The 16,137-nt window shown below is 63.1% G+C and carries 16 protein-coding genes; 4 read left to right on the plus strand and 12 right to left on the minus strand.

Features of this window, described 5'->3' with window-relative positions:
- Positions 1-144: 144 nt before the first annotated feature.
- Positions 145-333 carry a DUF1192 domain-containing protein gene (locus AC1Q80_RS24930; protein ID WP_077500667.1) on the minus strand — a complete coding sequence of 63 codons (189 nt, stop codon included), beginning with the start codon at positions 331-333 and terminating at the stop codon, positions 145-147.
- The gene (locus AC1Q80_RS24935) at positions 320-1,624 is read right to left on the minus strand and encodes an MFS transporter (RefSeq protein WP_173423618.1); all 1,305 of its coding nucleotides are present in this window, start codon (positions 1,622-1,624) and stop codon (positions 320-322) included. The genes AC1Q80_RS24930 and AC1Q80_RS24935 overlap by 14 nt, the downstream gene beginning before the upstream one ends.
- Positions 1,625-1,883: 259 nt before the next feature.
- On the opposite strand from AC1Q80_RS24935, the gene AC1Q80_RS24940 reads away from it, so the two are divergent.
- Together AC1Q80_RS24940 and AC1Q80_RS24945 are read left to right on the plus strand one after the other, a co-directional pair.
- The gene (locus AC1Q80_RS24940) at positions 1,884-2,039 is read left to right on the plus strand and encodes a hypothetical protein (protein ID WP_115419254.1); all 156 of its coding nucleotides are present in this window, start codon (positions 1,884-1,886) and stop codon (positions 2,037-2,039) included.
- A 122-nt stretch (positions 2,040-2,161) separates the two neighbouring features.
- A complete protein-coding gene (locus AC1Q80_RS24945; RefSeq protein WP_173423617.1) occupies positions 2,162-4,096 on the plus strand; it encodes a TPR end-of-group domain-containing protein in 1,935 nt (644 codons plus the stop codon).
- A 108-nt stretch (positions 4,097-4,204) separates the two neighbouring features.
- Here the strand turns inward: AC1Q80_RS24945 and AC1Q80_RS24950 are convergent, their stop codons facing one another.
- A complete protein-coding gene (locus AC1Q80_RS24950) occupies positions 4,205-5,713 on the minus strand; it encodes a DHA2 family efflux MFS transporter permease subunit (RefSeq protein WP_492362167.1) in 1,509 nt (502 codons plus the stop codon).
- 105 nt (positions 5,714-5,818) lie between these two features.
- On the opposite strand from AC1Q80_RS24950, the gene AC1Q80_RS24955 reads away from it, so the two are divergent.
- On the plus strand, positions 5,819-6,367 hold the full coding sequence (locus tag AC1Q80_RS24955; protein WP_173423615.1) for a TetR/AcrR family transcriptional regulator: 549 nt from the start codon (positions 5,819-5,821) through the stop codon (positions 6,365-6,367).
- 63 nt (positions 6,368-6,430) lie between these two features.
- Positions 6,431-6,934 carry a GrpB family protein gene (locus AC1Q80_RS24960; RefSeq protein WP_492362168.1) on the plus strand — a complete coding sequence of 168 codons (504 nt, stop codon included), beginning with the start codon at positions 6,431-6,433 and terminating at the stop codon, positions 6,932-6,934.
- Positions 6,935-6,946: 12 nt separating this feature from the next.
- Here AC1Q80_RS24960 and AC1Q80_RS24965 read toward each other — a convergent pair whose 3' ends face one another.
- From AC1Q80_RS24965 to tkt, 9 genes are all read right to left on the minus strand, one after another.
- A complete protein-coding gene (locus AC1Q80_RS24965; protein WP_173423613.1) occupies positions 6,947-7,291 on the minus strand; it encodes a DUF6616 family protein in 345 nt (114 codons plus the stop codon).
- Positions 7,292-7,301: 10 nt separating this feature from the next.
- A complete protein-coding gene (locus AC1Q80_RS24970; protein ID WP_492362169.1) occupies positions 7,302-8,069 on the minus strand; it encodes a DNA alkylation repair protein in 768 nt (255 codons plus the stop codon).
- Positions 8,066-8,599: a MarR family winged helix-turn-helix transcriptional regulator gene (locus AC1Q80_RS24975; protein ID WP_492362170.1), complete on the minus strand. Its 534-nt coding sequence runs from the start codon at positions 8,597-8,599 to the stop codon at positions 8,066-8,068. Before AC1Q80_RS24975 ends, AC1Q80_RS24970 begins: the two co-directional genes overlap by 4 nt.
- Before the next feature lie 100 nt (positions 8,600-8,699).
- Positions 8,700-9,635, minus strand: coding sequence for a PhzF family phenazine biosynthesis protein (locus AC1Q80_RS24980; RefSeq protein WP_492362171.1), 936 nt, complete (start codon positions 9,633-9,635; stop codon positions 8,700-8,702).
- Between the two features lie 199 nt (positions 9,636-9,834).
- On the minus strand, positions 9,835-10,860 hold the full coding sequence (locus tag AC1Q80_RS24985) for a class I fructose-bisphosphate aldolase (RefSeq protein ID WP_173423610.1): 1,026 nt from the start codon (positions 10,858-10,860) through the stop codon (positions 9,835-9,837).
- Between the two features lie 241 nt (positions 10,861-11,101).
- Complete coding sequence (locus AC1Q80_RS24990) at positions 11,102-12,301, minus strand: phosphoglycerate kinase (protein ID WP_492362172.1); 1,200 nt, start codon at positions 12,299-12,301, stop codon at positions 11,102-11,104.
- Positions 12,301-12,891, minus strand: coding sequence for a putative glycolipid-binding domain-containing protein (locus tag AC1Q80_RS24995; protein ID WP_492362173.1), 591 nt, complete (start codon positions 12,889-12,891; stop codon positions 12,301-12,303). The genes AC1Q80_RS24990 and AC1Q80_RS24995 overlap by 1 nt, the downstream gene beginning before the upstream one ends.
- Positions 12,892-12,896: 5 nt before the next feature.
- The gene (gap, locus tag AC1Q80_RS25000) at positions 12,897-13,907 is read right to left on the minus strand and encodes a type I glyceraldehyde-3-phosphate dehydrogenase (protein WP_077500685.1); all 1,011 of its coding nucleotides are present in this window, start codon (positions 13,905-13,907) and stop codon (positions 12,897-12,899) included.
- A 75-nt stretch (positions 13,908-13,982) separates the two neighbouring features.
- Positions 13,983-15,965 carry a transketolase gene (gene tkt / locus AC1Q80_RS25005; RefSeq protein WP_492362174.1) on the minus strand — a complete coding sequence of 661 codons (1,983 nt, stop codon included), beginning with the start codon at positions 15,963-15,965 and terminating at the stop codon, positions 13,983-13,985.
- Positions 15,966-16,137: the final 172 nt, after the last annotated feature.

The following is a 16,137-nucleotide window of genomic DNA, read 5'->3' on the forward strand; positions in this document are numbered from 1 at the left end:
AAAACAGGGAGAAAAATCAGACCCATTCGCCAGTCGGAGAAATTGTCTGAGTCCGGAAAGCTCCGGATGATCAGACAATCGCAGAGAATGCTTAATATACCGTTAAAAGAGCGCCGTTTCGGGCCAATTGTCCTTGCACAGCCGTCAGCGAAACAGGCCTTCGGCTGCCGATCGGCTTGCGGACTTGCGCTCGCGCTCGGCCTCGAGCCGGGCAATTTCCTCGTTCAGCAGCGCGATGCGTTGCGTGAGTTCGTCGACCGACAAAAGTGACAGGTCGCTGCCGATCTCGTGCGCCAGTTTCTTTTTCGGTAGGTCTTCGTCAAACAGGCCCATTCGACTTCTCCTCCTGTTCGGGGTCGATATCGCCATCGTCGCCGTGGGTTTCATCAAACGGCGCTGCGCGTGGCGACAGCTGCAGGCTCTCGGGCGTCACAGCCGTGCCGGTATTGATCGGCGAGAAGGCATCACGCTCGGCGACGGGCACCGGCGCGCGCATGCGGCTGCGGATGATGGCATAGGCGGTGATGAGGATGTGGGCGCAGGCGGTGATCATGAACAGCCCGTAGGGGCCGGTCGCGGTCATGACCGGGCCGCCGATGGTCGGGCCGATGATGGTGCCGATACCGTAAAGCAGCAGCAAACCACCGGAAACCTTGACGAAATCCTCGGCGGTCGCAAAGTCGTTGGCATGCGAAACGGCGATTGGGTAGAGCGCATTGGCGGCGGCGCCGTAGATCGCGATCAGTGTCAGCACGATCCAGACCTGGGTGGGTTCCACCAGGAAGATCAGGAGACCCGCAAGCGCGCCGACGCCGGCAAGGGCGGCTAGCACGTAGCGCCGGTCGATGCGGTCGGAGAGGCGTCCGGCGGGCAACTGCATGACTGCGCCGGCAAAGATCGCCACGCTCATCATCGCCGCCACCGTACTGTCCGAGAGGCCCGCCTGGCGGCCGAAGACGGCGCCGAGCGTGCCGAAGGCGCCATTGGCGATGCCGACGAGCAGGATGCCGAGGAAGGAGACCGGGGAGTTTCGGTAGAGCCCGCGCAGGTCGAGCTGCACCTGCTTCAGCGGCTGCGGCGTGGCGGCCTTCGACAAAAGGGTCGGCAGCATCGCGACGCAATAGAGAATGCCGCAGATCATGAAGAGAGTGCTGGTGGAGGTATCACCGAACGGGATCATCATCTGGCCGCCGACGACGCCGAAGAGCGTGATGGCGATGTAAAGGGAAAAGATGACGCCGCGGCTCTCATTGGTGGCGCGTTCGTTGAGCCAGCTTTCGATGATCATCGAGGTGCCGGCGGTGGCAAAGCCGGTGAGCGCACGCAGGATCAGCCACCAGGTGGGGTCGATCAGGATACCGGTCATCAGCGCGACGATGGCGATCAGCGACGAAAAGACGCTGAAGGCACGCACGTGGCCGATGCGTTTGACGACAGCAGGCGCGAAGAAGCAGCCAAGCACGAAACCGGCCGCCCAGGAGGTGCCGATCAAGCCGAGGATGGTGGTGGGATAGCCTTCGGCCGTGCCTCTGACGGGCAGAAGCAGGCCCTGCAGGCCGTTGCCCAGGAAGAGAAACAGCGTGCCCAGCAGGAGAGAGGCGACGGGGAGCAGGTTATTTCTCATCATCCATCCGAAAATCGTTCTGCCGTCAGCAAGTTAGGGCGGTGTGCCCCGAATTGCCAGCCGGATTCTATCCCGCCGGTCATTGCAAATCGGCGGCGGAAACAATAGCCCTCTAATGCATCATCCCAAGAATCGGTATCGAATTCCGGGATCAAAGCAGGTGCGCGCCGCGACCGAGCGTGCGCTAGATGCGACGACAAGGTGACGGCGGTGTGACGCTTCGCCGGGTTGGGGAACTTCCCCTGAGGATAGGCTGAATATGTCAAAGGCGCTGGCGATCATTCTGCTTCTGGCGATGGCCATCCAGCTGATCTGGCCGATCGGCCTGCCGGGTCTGAGGCAGCGCCGCGATTTCTGGAAGATCGCCGTCTTCGCGATCGCCATGATGATGGTCACCGTTCTTATTCGACCCTGACGGGTTCAATCGCCAGCGCTGCGATGCCACGGTTGTACCCTTGGAAACTGTGCCGGTCGATCTACTCTGCTATGCCGTTACTCGATCAATAGTAGTAGCTGGAAAAGTGCGCAGGACAGATCATGAAGAACGCGCTAGATTGTCGGTTTCATCACGGAGATGAATTCGGGGGTTACTTGGAACGCCGCCTTGCTGCCATCCTCGCTGCCGATGTCGTTGGTTACAGCCGTCTTATAGGTGCTGACGAGACCGGTACGCTGGCCGCCATGAAGCGGCACAAAAACGAGCTGGTCGACCCGAAGGTCAGCCGGCACAAAGGCCGGATCGTAAAGCTGACCGGCGACGGCATTCTGGTCGAGTTCGCGAGCGTCGTGAACGCGGTGGCCTGCGCCGTCGATATTCAGCGCGGCATGCTCATTCGCAACGAAGACGTTCCGCAACTGAAGCGCATCGAGCTGCGCATCGGTGTGCACCTGGGCGACGTGATCGTCGAAGACGGTGATATTTTCGGAGACGGCGTCAATGTCGCAGCCCGGCTCGAGGGCCTGGCCGAACCCTCCGGCATCGCCGTGTCTGCTTCGGTGCGCGACCATGTCGGCTCCAGGCTGGATGTCGGCTTTGTCGACAAGGGCCAGCACGCACTGAAGAATATCGCGGCCGGCGTTCACGTCTATTCCGTCGCGCTGGGTGCGCCGACCAAGATCGCCAAGGTGGTGAACGGGACCCATACGGTGACCGTCGACGACGGTTATGGGCTGTCCGTCGCCGTTTTACCCTTCACCAATATGAGCCACGATCCGGAGCAGGAGTATTTTTCCGACGGTATCACCGAGGACATCATCACCGATCTGTCGAAGATCTCGCGCCTCCATGTGGTCGCCCGCAACACGGTCTTTACCTACAAGGGGCGGTCGGTGCGGGTCAAAACGGCGGCGCAGGAACTCGGCGTTCGCTTCATCCTCGAGGGCAGTGTGCGCAAGGCCGGCGGGCGGGTTCGCATCACCGGGCAGCTGATCGATGCGCTGACCGGTACGCATTTGTGGGCCGACCGCTACGATCGCGATCTCACCGACATCTTCGCCATTCAGGACGAGATCACCCACGCCATCGTCAATCAGCTGCGCATCAAGCTTTTGCCGGAAGAGAAAAAGGCGATCGAGCGGGACCCGACGACGAGTGTCGAGGCCTATACCTACTATCTGCGCGGCCGGCGGTTCTCGCATGCCTGGACGCGCTCCTATCTGCTGCTTGCTCGACGCATGTTCCAGAAAGCCGTCGAGCTCGACCCGAATTTTGCCCGTGCCTATGCCGGCATCGCCGATTGCGAATCCGCCCTTCGTGACTGGCATGAGCACGAGTTTCCGCTCGAAAGCATCTTAAGCACGAGCGCGCGCGCACTGGAGCTCGATCCTGATCTCGCCGAGGCCCATGCTTCTAGAGGCCTGGTCCTGCACCAGGACGGGCAAAGCGAAGAGGCTGTTGCCGAGTTCGAACGCGCCTTGGCGCTCGATCCGCAGCTCTACGAGGCAAACTTTCACTACGGCCGCTTTCTCTTCATGCGCGGCGAGTTCGAGACCGCCATCGAGTTCTTCAAACGGGCTGCGGAAATCCGGCCCGACGACTATCTTTCGCCGATCCACCTGATGAGCGCCTATAAATCGCTCGGCCAGGAGACCGAGCGCGGACATTGGGCGAAGATCGGCATCAGCAGGGCGGAACGGGCGCTGGAGTCGCATCCGGAAAATTCCGGACCTGCGCATCGTGGCGCGCTGGCGCTTGCCCATATGGGTGAGGCGGACCGCGCGCGCGAATGGGCGGCCTGCGCGATCGCCATCGATCCGGAGGATATCGTCGCGCGCTACAACACGGCCTGCGTCTATTCGATCCTCGGCGATGTCGATACGGCGCTCGACATGCTCGAGAGCCTGTTGCCGCAGAGTTCCTGCTACCAGCTGCTGTGGTTCAAGCAGGATTCCGATCTGGATGCGGTTCGCCACCATGTGCGCTTCCAGGCCATGGTGGAGGCGATCGCCCAATGCGAGGCAGTCAAGCACTGATCCCTGCTGCCTAACGCCTTCAATCGGCATGGATCTAGGTAAGATCATGCAGGGCAATGAGAGTGTCACAGCGTCGCGCGTCAGTTTTCACGCGCGGCGCTGGAGGGATCAATGACCGCGGTAGGATTGAACCGGTTGCCGTGACTTGCCTCGCGTGAACCACCAGATGCCCGCACCGGTCGTGACCAACAGGCCGGTTGCCAACAGGACAACGGCGACGAATGCCTTTTCGAAGGCCGCCCTGGCGAGCGCCACGAGGTTTTCAGCCGCCTCGGGCGATAGTTTTTCCGCCAATATCAAAGCCTCATCCAGGCTGTCGCGCGCGATCGCCGATATGCCCGCTCCTTCCGGAAGCACGACGAAGGCGGTGTAGACCACCGACATGACGCTGCCGAGCACCGCAATCCCGATGGCGCCGCCGAGTTCGAAGGAGACCTCCTCGATGGAGGCGGCCATGCCGGCGTGCTGCGGTGGGGCGTTGGACATGATGGCGCTGGAGGCGGCCGTCATCGTCGCGCCAACGCCGAGGCCGAGCACCACCAGGCTGACGATCTGGCCGAGGATGCCGGCTCCGTGCACCGCCAGAAACGCACCGAGGCCGGCAGCCGCGGTGATGAGGCCGGTGCGCAGCACCATCTCGGGGCCGAGACGCGGCAGCATCATGCCTGTGAGCGGGCCGGCGACGAAGGCGGCAAGCGGGATCGGCAGGATGAAGATGCCTGCCTCAAGCGGCGAATAGTCGGCAACGAGCTGCAGCCGTTGGCTGAGCACGAGCTCGACGCCGACGAGCGCTCCGGATGTCACCAAGGCTGCGGCGACGCCTGACGAAAAGGCGGCGTTGCGGAACAGGCGGAAGTCGATCATCGGGTGCGCGCTGCGCCTCTGCCGGCGCACGAAGAAGGAGAGCGCGACGGCGCCGATCACAGCGGCGATGAGCCCCGCCTGCGCCGATGGCTCGCGCTTGCTCATCTCCTTGATAGCATAGGCCAGTCCGACCAGGCCGACCATGATCTGGACGGAGCCGAGCGGGTCCCAAGGGTGGTCCCTGTTGCCCTTGTTATCGGGAAGCACGACCACGCCGAGCAGCAGCGCCACGGCGACGATCGGTACGTTGATGAGAAAGACCGAGCCCCACCAGAAGTATTCGAGCAGGAAGCCGCCGAGCACCGGGCCGATTGCTGCACCACCCGAGGCGATCGCGGCCCAGATGCCGATCGCCAGCGCCCGCTCGCGCTCGTCGGTGAAGGTCAACCGGATGATCGAAAGCGTCGCCGGCATCATCAGCGCGGCGCCGACGGCCAAAAGCACACGGCCGGCGATCAGGACCGACGGGTTCGGCGCATAGGCAGCGATCAGGGAGGCGAGGCCGAATACGGCGAGGCCGGCAATGAACGGTCGCTTGTGGCCGAGCCTGTCGCCGAGCGTGCCGAGCCCCGGCAGCAGGCCGGCAACGACCAGTGCATAGGCATTGACGATCCAGAGTTTTTCCGAGGCGGAGGCGCCAAGATCGTGGGTGAGCCGGGGCAGTGCCGTGTAGAGCACGGTCATATCGACGACGATCAGGAACAGGGCGCTCGACACGATGGCCAGAATGAGCCAGCGATTATGCGGGGACATGGTACACCTCTGTGGCCGAACCGCTGCCTGCGGTACCTGTGGCCTTGTTGACATCAGAGCCGCTATATAAATACATACGTATGGAATTGAAAGAGGAAATCTGAAATGGGACGACGCCGGACGATCGATCGCGACAAGGTGCTGGATGCGGCGGAGGCGACGGTGAGCGCCGTCGGTGCCGCCGGCCTGACGATCGACGCCGTCGCCAAGGCGGCCGGCATCACCAAGGGTGGCGTGCAATATTGCTTCGGCAACAAGGATGGGCTGATCGATGCGATGATCGAACGCCGGTTCAACGAATTCGACAGCGCGGTGGCGGACGAAGTCGGAGGCGCGACCGATCCGGTAACGGCAATGCGCGCGCATGCGGAGGTGACGGCCCGCATGAACACGGCAGAGAACGCCCGCACATCCGGGATGATGGCGGCACTTCTGCAGCGCGAAGATCATATGGAACAGAACCGCGTGTGGTATCGCGGGCGTCTCGACAGCCTCGATCTGTCGACTGACGCGGGGCGCCGGGCGCGCCTTGCGTTTCTTGCCGCCGAAGGTACGTTTTTGTTGCGCAGTTTCGGCTTCGCCGAAATGGACGATGCGGAATGGCAGGACATCTTTGCCGATATCGTTGCCCTGGTGCCGAAGGAACCCGACTGACCGGGCCTTTGGACGCCGCACGAGATCCGGCCGGCTGCGGGGATGCAAGCAAGGGAGAATTGCATGCCGACCCCGGTCGAAGTGGTTGCCTATGACGATGCGTGGCCGCAAGCCTATGCCGCCATGTCCAAGCATCTGGCGAGCCTGCTCGGCCTTGCGGTCATCGCGATCGACCATGTCGGCAGCACGGCGGTTCCGGGGCTCGCCGCGAAGCCGGTCATCGATATCGATGTGACGATGTGCGGTCCAGAAGCGATCGGTGCCGGGAGCGCCGCCCTCGCTGCCGACGGGTTTGCCGCACGGGGAAACAGGTACGACGATGGCGTCTGGGCATTTGCCAAGACGGGCTCACCGGGGCAGCGCGTCTATCTCTGCCCGCCTTTCAGCGATACCCATCACCGCCGCCTGATCTTTCGAGATCAGTTGCGTCAAAACGGTGAGATGGCGGTTGCTTACGCCGCGTTGAAGCGACGCCTTTCGGCCGAGTTCCCCTTCGATGGAGACAGCTACACCGCCGCCAAGACGCAATTCATCGCCGAAGTCGTGGAGCTTGCCAAACGGGGTTGATCGCCGCGCTTTTTAGATGGTGGCTGCAGCCAACTGGCCAAGATGGCCAGGCAGGTCGATCCCGCGTCCAGCGGCATTGATCGTCTCGAAATAGTCGTGCCAGCCGGATGCCGCGATGCCCGAGACAAGCGCGTGAAGTGCGGCTTCATCCGAGAACCGCCAGATGGCGAAATAGGCGTGCGGTGCGGCATGAAGCGTACCGGCATCAACCTCGCCGAAGGCGATCGGCTCCACCCCGAGGTCCGACAGGTCAGCCAGACCGCTGCCGACGGCCTCGAAAAACCTGTGGCGGCCGGCTGGGTCGAGGGCGAGCCAGGCCTGCTTCGGGGTGTAGAGTTCGCTTAGATAATGAGGCATGCGTCTTCTTTCAGGGTCTATCGAGTGATCGAAGGGCGCGCTTGCAGATTCGGGCAGTCGCAACGCTGTCGTGCTCCCGTTGCCAGCAGGCACAGAGGTCACGAACCCAATCGGGGCGGTCCTTGGCGGCGTCATTCAGCCAGTTTCCGACCGAATCCTGCACGTAGCGCGACGGATCCGCGTTCAACGGTTCAAGAATGGTAAGCGCCATTTCCGGATTTCGTTTCAACGAAGCGATGTGGCTGCACCAGACCCCGCGCGGACGCGTTGCTTCGCTGGCGAATCGGCGCAGACGATCGGAGGGCGAGCCCGTCCACCCGGCAAGAAGGGTGATCGCGGTTGCGATATCTTGGGCAAGTTGCGGGCGTACGGCGATCCATGACCATTCGCGAACGCCGAAATGCGGATCGTCGGCAAACGGGCGGATTGCGGCGAGGCGATCTTCAAGCGTGAGCGCAGGATTTGCGCCGACCATGAAGCAGGCCCAGCCCCGAACGGTGTCAGAGCGATGCTGCCGTAGCCCCGACACGGCGCCGTCACCGAGCCGGTCGCGGATCAGTTCGGCGGCTAGCACCATGCGTTTGGAAATGCCGCTTCCGACCGCAGCGCCGATGGCGGTGAAAGCACCGTCGCCGACCTCCGGAACCGCCGCCCGCATCAACGTTTCAAAATCGACTGCGAGGCATTCGGTCAGCGTCGAGGCTTCCACCAACCCCGCGTTCAGCAGCGCGAGCCGCTGCGGGTCGATGTCCACCATACGCCGCGGGGCGGCGCTCATTGCGTGATCTCGCTTTCGGCTTTCGGCTGCATTGCCTTTCGTCCGCCGTCGGTATTTCGCCATGCGCGCTGGAGGAGGGCGCTCAAGGCCTGCCGGTCGCTCTCATCGAAACCGGCAAACAGCGATGCGATCCAGCGCGTATGGGTGTCGAACAGTTCGCGCGCCGCATCCTGGCCCTTCGGCGACAGCCGGACCAGCACCTTGCGGCGATCGTCCTTGCTCTGCTGCCGGGTGACAAAGCCGTCTCGCTCCAGCCCGTCGAGAAGCCCGGTGACGGTGGCGCGGGTGACGCCGGCGCGGTCGGCAAGCTCATGCGGCGAAAGACCTTCGGCCATCTGGTGCAGGAGGAACAGCAGGACAAACTTTCCCTCGGAAAGATTGTGGGGTGCCAGTCGCGCGGCGCAGTCGCGGTCGATCGCGGCCGCCAAGGCGATGACTTCGAAGCACAGACGCAGATTGGCGGTTGCGCCGTCGCCGCGCCGTTCGGCCTCGGTGAGGAGGGCGATGTGTTTTTGCTCAAGAATTTCCATAAGGCAGCATATAGTATGGCGCCTAATTACACGTCAATCGAATTCTGCGATCAGCGCGGGAGGGTTGGCTCGCGCCGCTGATCGCCAGTCTTGCTGCTGGCTAAAGTGCGATGGAACCACGCATCGCTGTCACGCAGGCGCCAGCGATGCTGGTCCTGCCGACAGTGCCGCCGCGTTTTCTGACGCTGACTTCGATGATGCTTCGGCGCCCCATTTCGACGCCCTGCTCGATCGTCAGGTCGACGTCGATGGCGTCATCGGGCAGCAGCGAGACGAGATAGGCGCTGAGCGCGGCCGAGGCGCTGCCGGTCGCCGGGTCTTCGATGACGTTGTCGAGCGGCGCGAACATGCGGGCACGAAGACGCCAGGGATTGTCACTCGGGCGGGCATAGAGGAACAGGCTGAAGCTGTCTTCGTCCGGCTTGTAGCGCTTGTTGGCCGCTTCGAATGCGGTGACGTTGGGACGTGCCGCCGACAGGGCAGCGACATCCTTCAGTTCGGCAACGGCGAAGGGCAAGCCGACGGAAACACGCACCGGCGTGTGATTGTCCGTCCTGACGGCATCGGGCGGGACCATGGCGCAGGCAGCGATCGTCTCGACATCGATCGTTGGTCCGATGCTCAAGGGCCGCGGCACGACGATGCGAGCGCCGGTCACCGCGCCGTCTTCCCGCGACAGGGCCACCTCGACCAGCCCGGCCCGTTCTTCGAACCGCAGCTGCTCACCAGGCACACGCCCGAAAATCTCCGCCTGCCGGCCAAGCACGAAGGCGGTGCCGACATTCGGGTGCCCGGCGAAGGGGATCTCCATCGTCGGCGTAAAGATGCGCACCCGTGCGGTGTTTTCAGGATCTTCCGGCGGCAGCACGAAGGTAACTTCGGAGTAGCCGAACTCGGTGGCGATCGCCTGCATCTGCTGATCGCTCAAACCTCGTGCGTCAGGAATGACCGCGAGCTGGTTGCCGGCGAAACGTTCCGCGGTGAAGACGTCGACAGTGACATAGTCGACGGAGTGCACGGGTGAAAAAGACGTCATGAGCGCTCGCTTCCACTTGATACGGCGGCGATCCGTGCCGCCCGATGGCCTGGAGCGAAAGGCTTAAGGCAGGTGTCGAAGCCGGCAAAGACGGCAACTTGTCTTGGTGACAAGTTCTGTTCCGGACCACGAGGGCAGCATGAAAAAGGGGCCGACGAGCGGCCCCTTGTGCCCGAACTGGACGGACTGCCGAGCGCGCTCAGGCGGCCTTCTCAAGGTCCTTCTTCCAGCTGCCCTTGGCAGCGAGGCTGCACATTTCGGCGCGATGCGAGAAGGCACGCTGGCCGGCGGCGACGTTTTCCGCCTTGCCGTTCCAGGCGGACAGCGCTTCCTGCTGCAGGGCACGGCCGTAGGAGAAGGTGAGTTTCCAGGGCAGATCGTGGGTCGCGTTTATGGCCGAGAGATGGGCCGTTGCCTCTTCCGTCGTCTGGCCGCCGGAAAGGAATGCGATGCCGGGCACCGCCGATGGCACCGTGCGTCGGAGCACCTTGATCGTGCGTTCGGCCACCTCGGCGACGGACGCCTTGCGTGCCTTTTTGCCGTCGATCACCATGCTCGGCTTCAGGATCATGCCTTCGAGCTTCACTCGCATCTCGGCGAGCGCCTCGAAGGTGAGCCGTAGCGTCCATTCGGTCACGGCCTCGGACCGGTCGATCGAGTGGTCGCCGGGCGCACCGTCCATCAGCACTTCAGGCTCGACGATCGGAACGATGCCGGCATCCTGGCATAGGGCGGCGTAGCGCGCGAGCGCATGGGCATTTGCCCTGATGGCGCCCTGGCTCGGCAGGGTGTCCGAGATGGCAATCACGCCGCGCCATTTGGCAAAGCGCGCACCGGCTTCGTGGTATTTCGCTAGGCGCTGGGCCAGCCCGTCGAGGCCCTCGGTGATCGTCTCGGCCGGAAAATTGGTCATCGGCTTGGCGCCGGCATCGACCTTGATGCCGGGAATAGAGCCAGCGGCGCGGATGACGTCGACCAGCGGCGTGCCGTCAGCCGCCTTCTGGAACAGGGTTTCCTCGTAGAGGATGACGCCGGAAATATACTTGCGCATCGCCTCGTCGGCGCGAACGAGCATCTCGCGATAGTCCCGCCGCGAGGTCTCGGTCGATTCAAGCCCGATGCCATCGAAGCGCTTCTTGATTGTCGCCGTGGACTCGTCTGCGGCAAGCAGGCCGCGACCGTTGGCGACCATGGCAACGGCAATGTCTTCCAGTCTTTCGCTCATGTTTTTCTCCCTAGACGGCGCCGATCGTCAACGGATCGGGCGACCACTGAAACAGTTTCGGGACCGACGGCGCACAAGCGACCGCCACGCCCCAAGCGAGGGCGCGAGTAACTGCGAGAAATTGTCCGGGAAAAAGGCAGGAAAAGCGACTGAAACGATTTAAATTATTTTAATCGGTTGAAATATCTTGGTTTTTTCTGCTTTCAGGCGCGCGGGTGAACCGCGCGCCTGAGTGCTTGGCTCAGTTCTGCTGCTTGAGGATGTCGACGCCCGGCAGCGGCTTGCCTTCCATCCACTCGAGGAAGGCGCCGCCGGCCGTCGAGACATAGCTGAAATCTTCGGTGACTTCGGCGTGGTTGAGGGCGGCAACCGTATCGCCGCCGCCGGCGACCGATACCAGCGAGCCCTGGCGCGTACGGGCGGCCGCATGCTTGGCAACGGCGACCGTCGCCTTGTCGAAGGGGGCGATTTCGAAGGCGCCGAGCGGGCCATTCCAAACCAGCGTTTCCGCCTTGGAGATCCAGTCATTGACCGCGGCAATCGACTTCGGGCCGACGTCGAGCATCATCGCGTCAGCCGGGATGGCCGTCACATCGACCACTTCGTTGTCAGCGCCGGCCTTGAACTCGCGGGCGACAACGCCGTCTTCCGGCAGGACGATGGCGCAACCGGCTTCAGCGGCGGCAGCGATGATCGCCTTGGCGGTGTCGGCAAGGTCGTGTTCGCACAGCGACTTGCCGACATTGATGCCCTTTGCGGCGATGAAGGTGTTGGCCATGCCACCGCCGATGACGAGCGCGTCGACCTTCTTGACGAGGTTCTGCAGCAGATCGATCTTGGTCGAGACCTTGGCGCCGCCGACGATGGCAACGACGGGGCGCTTCGGCTGGCCGAGGCCCTTTTCCAGCGCCTCAAGCTCGGCCTGCATGGTGCGGCCGGCATAGGCGGGCAAGTGGTGGGCAAGGCCCTCGGTCGAGGCGTGGGCGCGGTGGGCGGCCGAGAAGGCGTCGTTGACATAGATGTCGCCATTGGCGGCAAGCGCCTTGACGAACTCGGGCTCGTTCTTCTCTTCGGCCTTGTGGAAGCGGGTGTTTTCAAGCAGCAGCACGTCGCCGTCGTTCATCTCGGCAATGGCGTTGGCCGCCTTGTCGCCGATGCAGTCGGCGGCAAAGTGCACGCGCTGGTCGAGAATGTCTTCGACAGCAGGTGCAATGGTCTTCAGCGACATCTCGGCGACCGGCTCACCCTTCGGGCGGCCGAAATGCGCCAGCAGGATGACCTTCGCGCCCTTTTCCGACAGTTCGCGGATCGTCGGTGCAACGCGTTCGATGCGGGTCGCGTCGGTGACCACGCCGTCCTTGACCGGCACGTTGAGGTCGACACGCACAAGCACGCGCTTGCCGGCAATGTCGGTCAGGTCGTCGAGGGTCTTGAAAGTCATCAGATCGTCTCCGGTGATAGTCTTTGGAAAAGGGTGGGGTAGTCGATGACGAGGCCGTCCTCGTCCACGGGCAGGTCCGCGGCAAAGCTGCGGTCCTCGGCCTCGTAGCGATAGAGCCTGAAGTCTTCGAGGCAGGTATAGTGCTGGCCGTCCACGACAGGCTCGAACGTGTCGAATGGCACGTAGAGCATTTTCAGCCTTACGGTGTCGGCCTTGCGATCAAGACCGAGGCGGCGGATCGGCAGCGTGTTGGTGAAGGGCGTTCCGGCAAGGTCGATGTCGATGCAGCCGTCGAATTCGGGCAGTGCCAGGCCTCTGGCGGTCATCCACTCGCCCGGACGATCCGAGCGCAGATGCAGGCTCCGTCCGTCGGTCGTGTCGACCATGAGCTTTCGAACGATCCATCCGGCGTCGCAATCGATCCGGTAGCGCACGCCATAGGGGGTGCCACCGCGGCTGCCGATCAGAACGCCAACGGCGCGGATGACCGCGCCGTCGGTTGTATCTGTTGACGTGAGCGTCAGATGTTCGAGCCCTTCCCCCTCCAGCGGACGCCAGCGGACCGTCGTTTGGGAAAGGGCGCGAAACATCAGAGTTAGATGAGCTTGCTGATCGCAACCGCAGTGTCGGACATGCGGTTGGAGAAGCCCCACTCGTTGTCGTACCAGGTCAGAATCGACACGAACTTGCCTTCCATCACCTTGGTCTGGTCCATGTGGAAGACCGAGGAATGCGGGTCGTGGTTGAAGTCGATCGAGACGTTCGGAGCGAGCGTGTAACCGAGGATGCCCTTGAGCGGGCCGTCAGCGGCTGCCTTGATCGCAGCGTTGATCTCTTCCTTGGTGGTTTCGCGCTTGGCGACGAACTTGAGGTCGACGACCGAGACGTTCGGGGTCGGAACGCGCATGGCGAAGCCGTCGAGCTTGCCCTTCAGTTCCGGCAGGACGAGGCCAACGGCCTTGGCGGCACCGGTCGAGGTCGGGATCATCGAGAGCGCAGCAGCGCGGGCGCGGTACAGATCCTTGTGCATCTGGTCGAGCGACGGCTGGTCGTTGGTGTAGGAATGGATCGTCGTCATCATGCCGTGGTCGATGCCGATGACATCGTTCAGCACCTTGGCAACCGGTGCAAGGCAGTTGGTCGTGCACGAGGCGTTGGAGATGACGAGGTGATCCTTCGTCAGCTTGTCGTGGTTGACGCCGTAGACAACGGTCAGGTCAGCGCCTTCGGCCGGAGCCGAGACGATGACGCGCTTGGCGCCGGCTTCGAGATGCAAGGCAGCCTTGTCGCGGGCAGTGAAGATGCCGGTGCATTCCATCGCGACGTCGACGCCGAGTTCCTTGTGCGGCAGTTCGGCCGGGTTGCGGATCGCGGTGACCTTGATCGGCTTGCCGCCGTTGATGATGATCGCATCGCCCTCGACCTTCACGTCAGCCGGGAAACGGCCGTGGATCGAATCGAAGCGCAGGAGGTGCGCGTTGGTCTCGACCGGGCCGAGGTCGTTGATGGCAACGACTTCGATATCCTTGCGGCCGGATTCAACGATGGCGCGCAGCACGTTGCGGCCGATGCGGCCAAAACCGTTAATGGCGACTTTCACTGTCATATCGGGTCTCTCCCTGTCTGAATGGCATGGTCGGAAAAAAGCGGGGCGCGCTTTCGAGCGCGCCCCGCGGCTTGATCAGGAAAGCTTGGCTTCCGCAGCGGCGATGACCGCCTCGGGCGTGATGCCGAAGTGCTTGTAGAGTTCCTTGTAGGGACCGGAGGCACCGAACGACGACATGCCGATGAAGGTGCCGTCCGAACCGATGAAATGATCCCAGCCCTGGCGGATGCCGGCTTCGACGGCGATCTTGACCGGCGAGTTGCCGATGATCGCCTGCTGGTAGTCTTCGCTCTGTTCGGCAAAGAGTTCGAAGCAGGGAACCGAGACGACGCGGGTCGAGATGCCCTTGGCAGTCAGTGCCTGGCAAGCCTTGACGGCGATTTCGACTTCCGAGCCGGTGGCGAAGATCGTCACCTTGGCGTCGCTTGACGAGATCAGGTCGTAGGCGCCGCGGGCGCAGAGGTTTTCTTCCTCATACTCGGTGCGCACGGCCATCAGGTTCTGGCGGGTGAGCGCGATGCCGGACGGGCGGTTGTGGCTTTCAAGCGCCAGCTGCCAGCACTCGGCCGTCTCCGTGGCGTCGGCCGGACGGAACATCAGCAGGTTCGGGATGGCGCGCAGCGCCGCCATGTGCTCGACCGGCTGGTGGGTCGGGCCGTCTTCGCCAAGGCCGATGGAATCATGCGTCAGCACGTGGATGACGCGGATGCCCATCAGGGCCGCAAGCCGGATCGACGGACGGCAATAGTCCGAGAAGATCAGGAAGCCGCCGGAGTAGGGGATGACGCCGCCGTGCAGCGCCATGCCGTTCATCGCGGCTGCCATGCCGTGCTCGCGCACACCCCAGTGGATGTAGCGGCCGGAGAAATCGTCCGGGGTGATCGACTTGGTCTGGCTGGTCTTGGTGTTGTTCGAGCCGGTCAGGTCGGCCGAGCCGCCGATCGTTTCGGCCAGAACGCCGTTGATGACTTCAAGCGCGTCCTCGGAAGCCTTGCGGGTTGCCGGCGACGGCTTGGTCTCGGCGAGCTTCTTCTTGTAGTCGTCGATTGCCGACGACAGGCGGCCTTCGAGTTCACCGGCGAAGCGGCGAACGAACTGCGCCTTCTTCTCGGCGTCGCTCTTGTCCAGGCGTTCTTCCCAGTCCTTGCGGGTCTTGGTCGAACGCAGGCCGGCGAGGCGCCAGGCGTCGAGCACGTCGGACGGAACGACGAAAGCTTCCGCTTCCCAGCCAAGGGCCTTGCGGGTGGCGGCGATTTCCTCGGCGCCGAGCGGCGAGCCGTGAACCTTGTGCGTGCCGGCCTTGTTCGGTGCGCCGAAGCCGATCGTCGTCTTAGCCGCGATCATCGTCGGCTTGTCGGACTTCTGCGCCTGCTCGATCGCAGCGGCAATTGCTTCCGGATCATGGCCGTCGACGGCAATGGTGTTCCAGTTGGAGGCGCGGAAGCGGGCGTGCTGGTCGGTCGAGTCGGCGATCGAGATCGGGCCGTCGATCGAGATGTTGTTGTCGTCCCAGAAGACGATCAGCTTGTTGAGCTTGAGATGGCCGGCAAGCGAGATCGCTTCCTGGCTGATGCCTTCCATGAGGCAGCCGTCACCGGCGAGCACATAAGTATAGTGCTCCATCAGGTCGGAACCGAACTCGTCGCGCAGCTTGCGCTCGGCGATCGCCATGCCGACGGCATTGGCAATACCCTGGCCGAGCGGACCGGTGGTCGTCTCGATACCGGCCGCGTGGCCGTATTCCGGGTGGCCGGCGGTGCGGGCGCCGAGCTGGCGGAAATTCTTGATCTCTTCGATGGAGATGTCTTCGTAGCCCGTCAAATAGAGCAGCGAATAAAGCAGCATCGAGCCGTGGCCGGCCGACAGCACGAAGCGGTCGCGGTTCGGCCAGGCGGGGTTCTTCGGGTCGAAGCTGAGGAAGCGCGTGAAGAGGACTGTCGCTATGTCAGCCGCACCCATGGGCAGGCCTGGGTGACCTGAATTTGCCTTCTCGACGGCGTCCATGGAGAGGAAACGGATCGCATTCGCCATCCGGTCGTGTTTTTCGCGAGAGATCATGACTGTTCCGTTTTGAGTTCGGTGGTCAGGGGACGGTCTCTATCCTCCAAAGACCGTGCAAGAAGCGGCAGACACATAGCATCTGCGCCGCGCGAGTCAACAAATACAGGCCTTCCGCGGCCATTGGCAGCATGGTTTTCAAGGGGTGATATCGCGTCGCAGCACAGTTTTT

The organism is Ensifer sp. GW823-FHT05D09 (assembly GCF_058795755.1).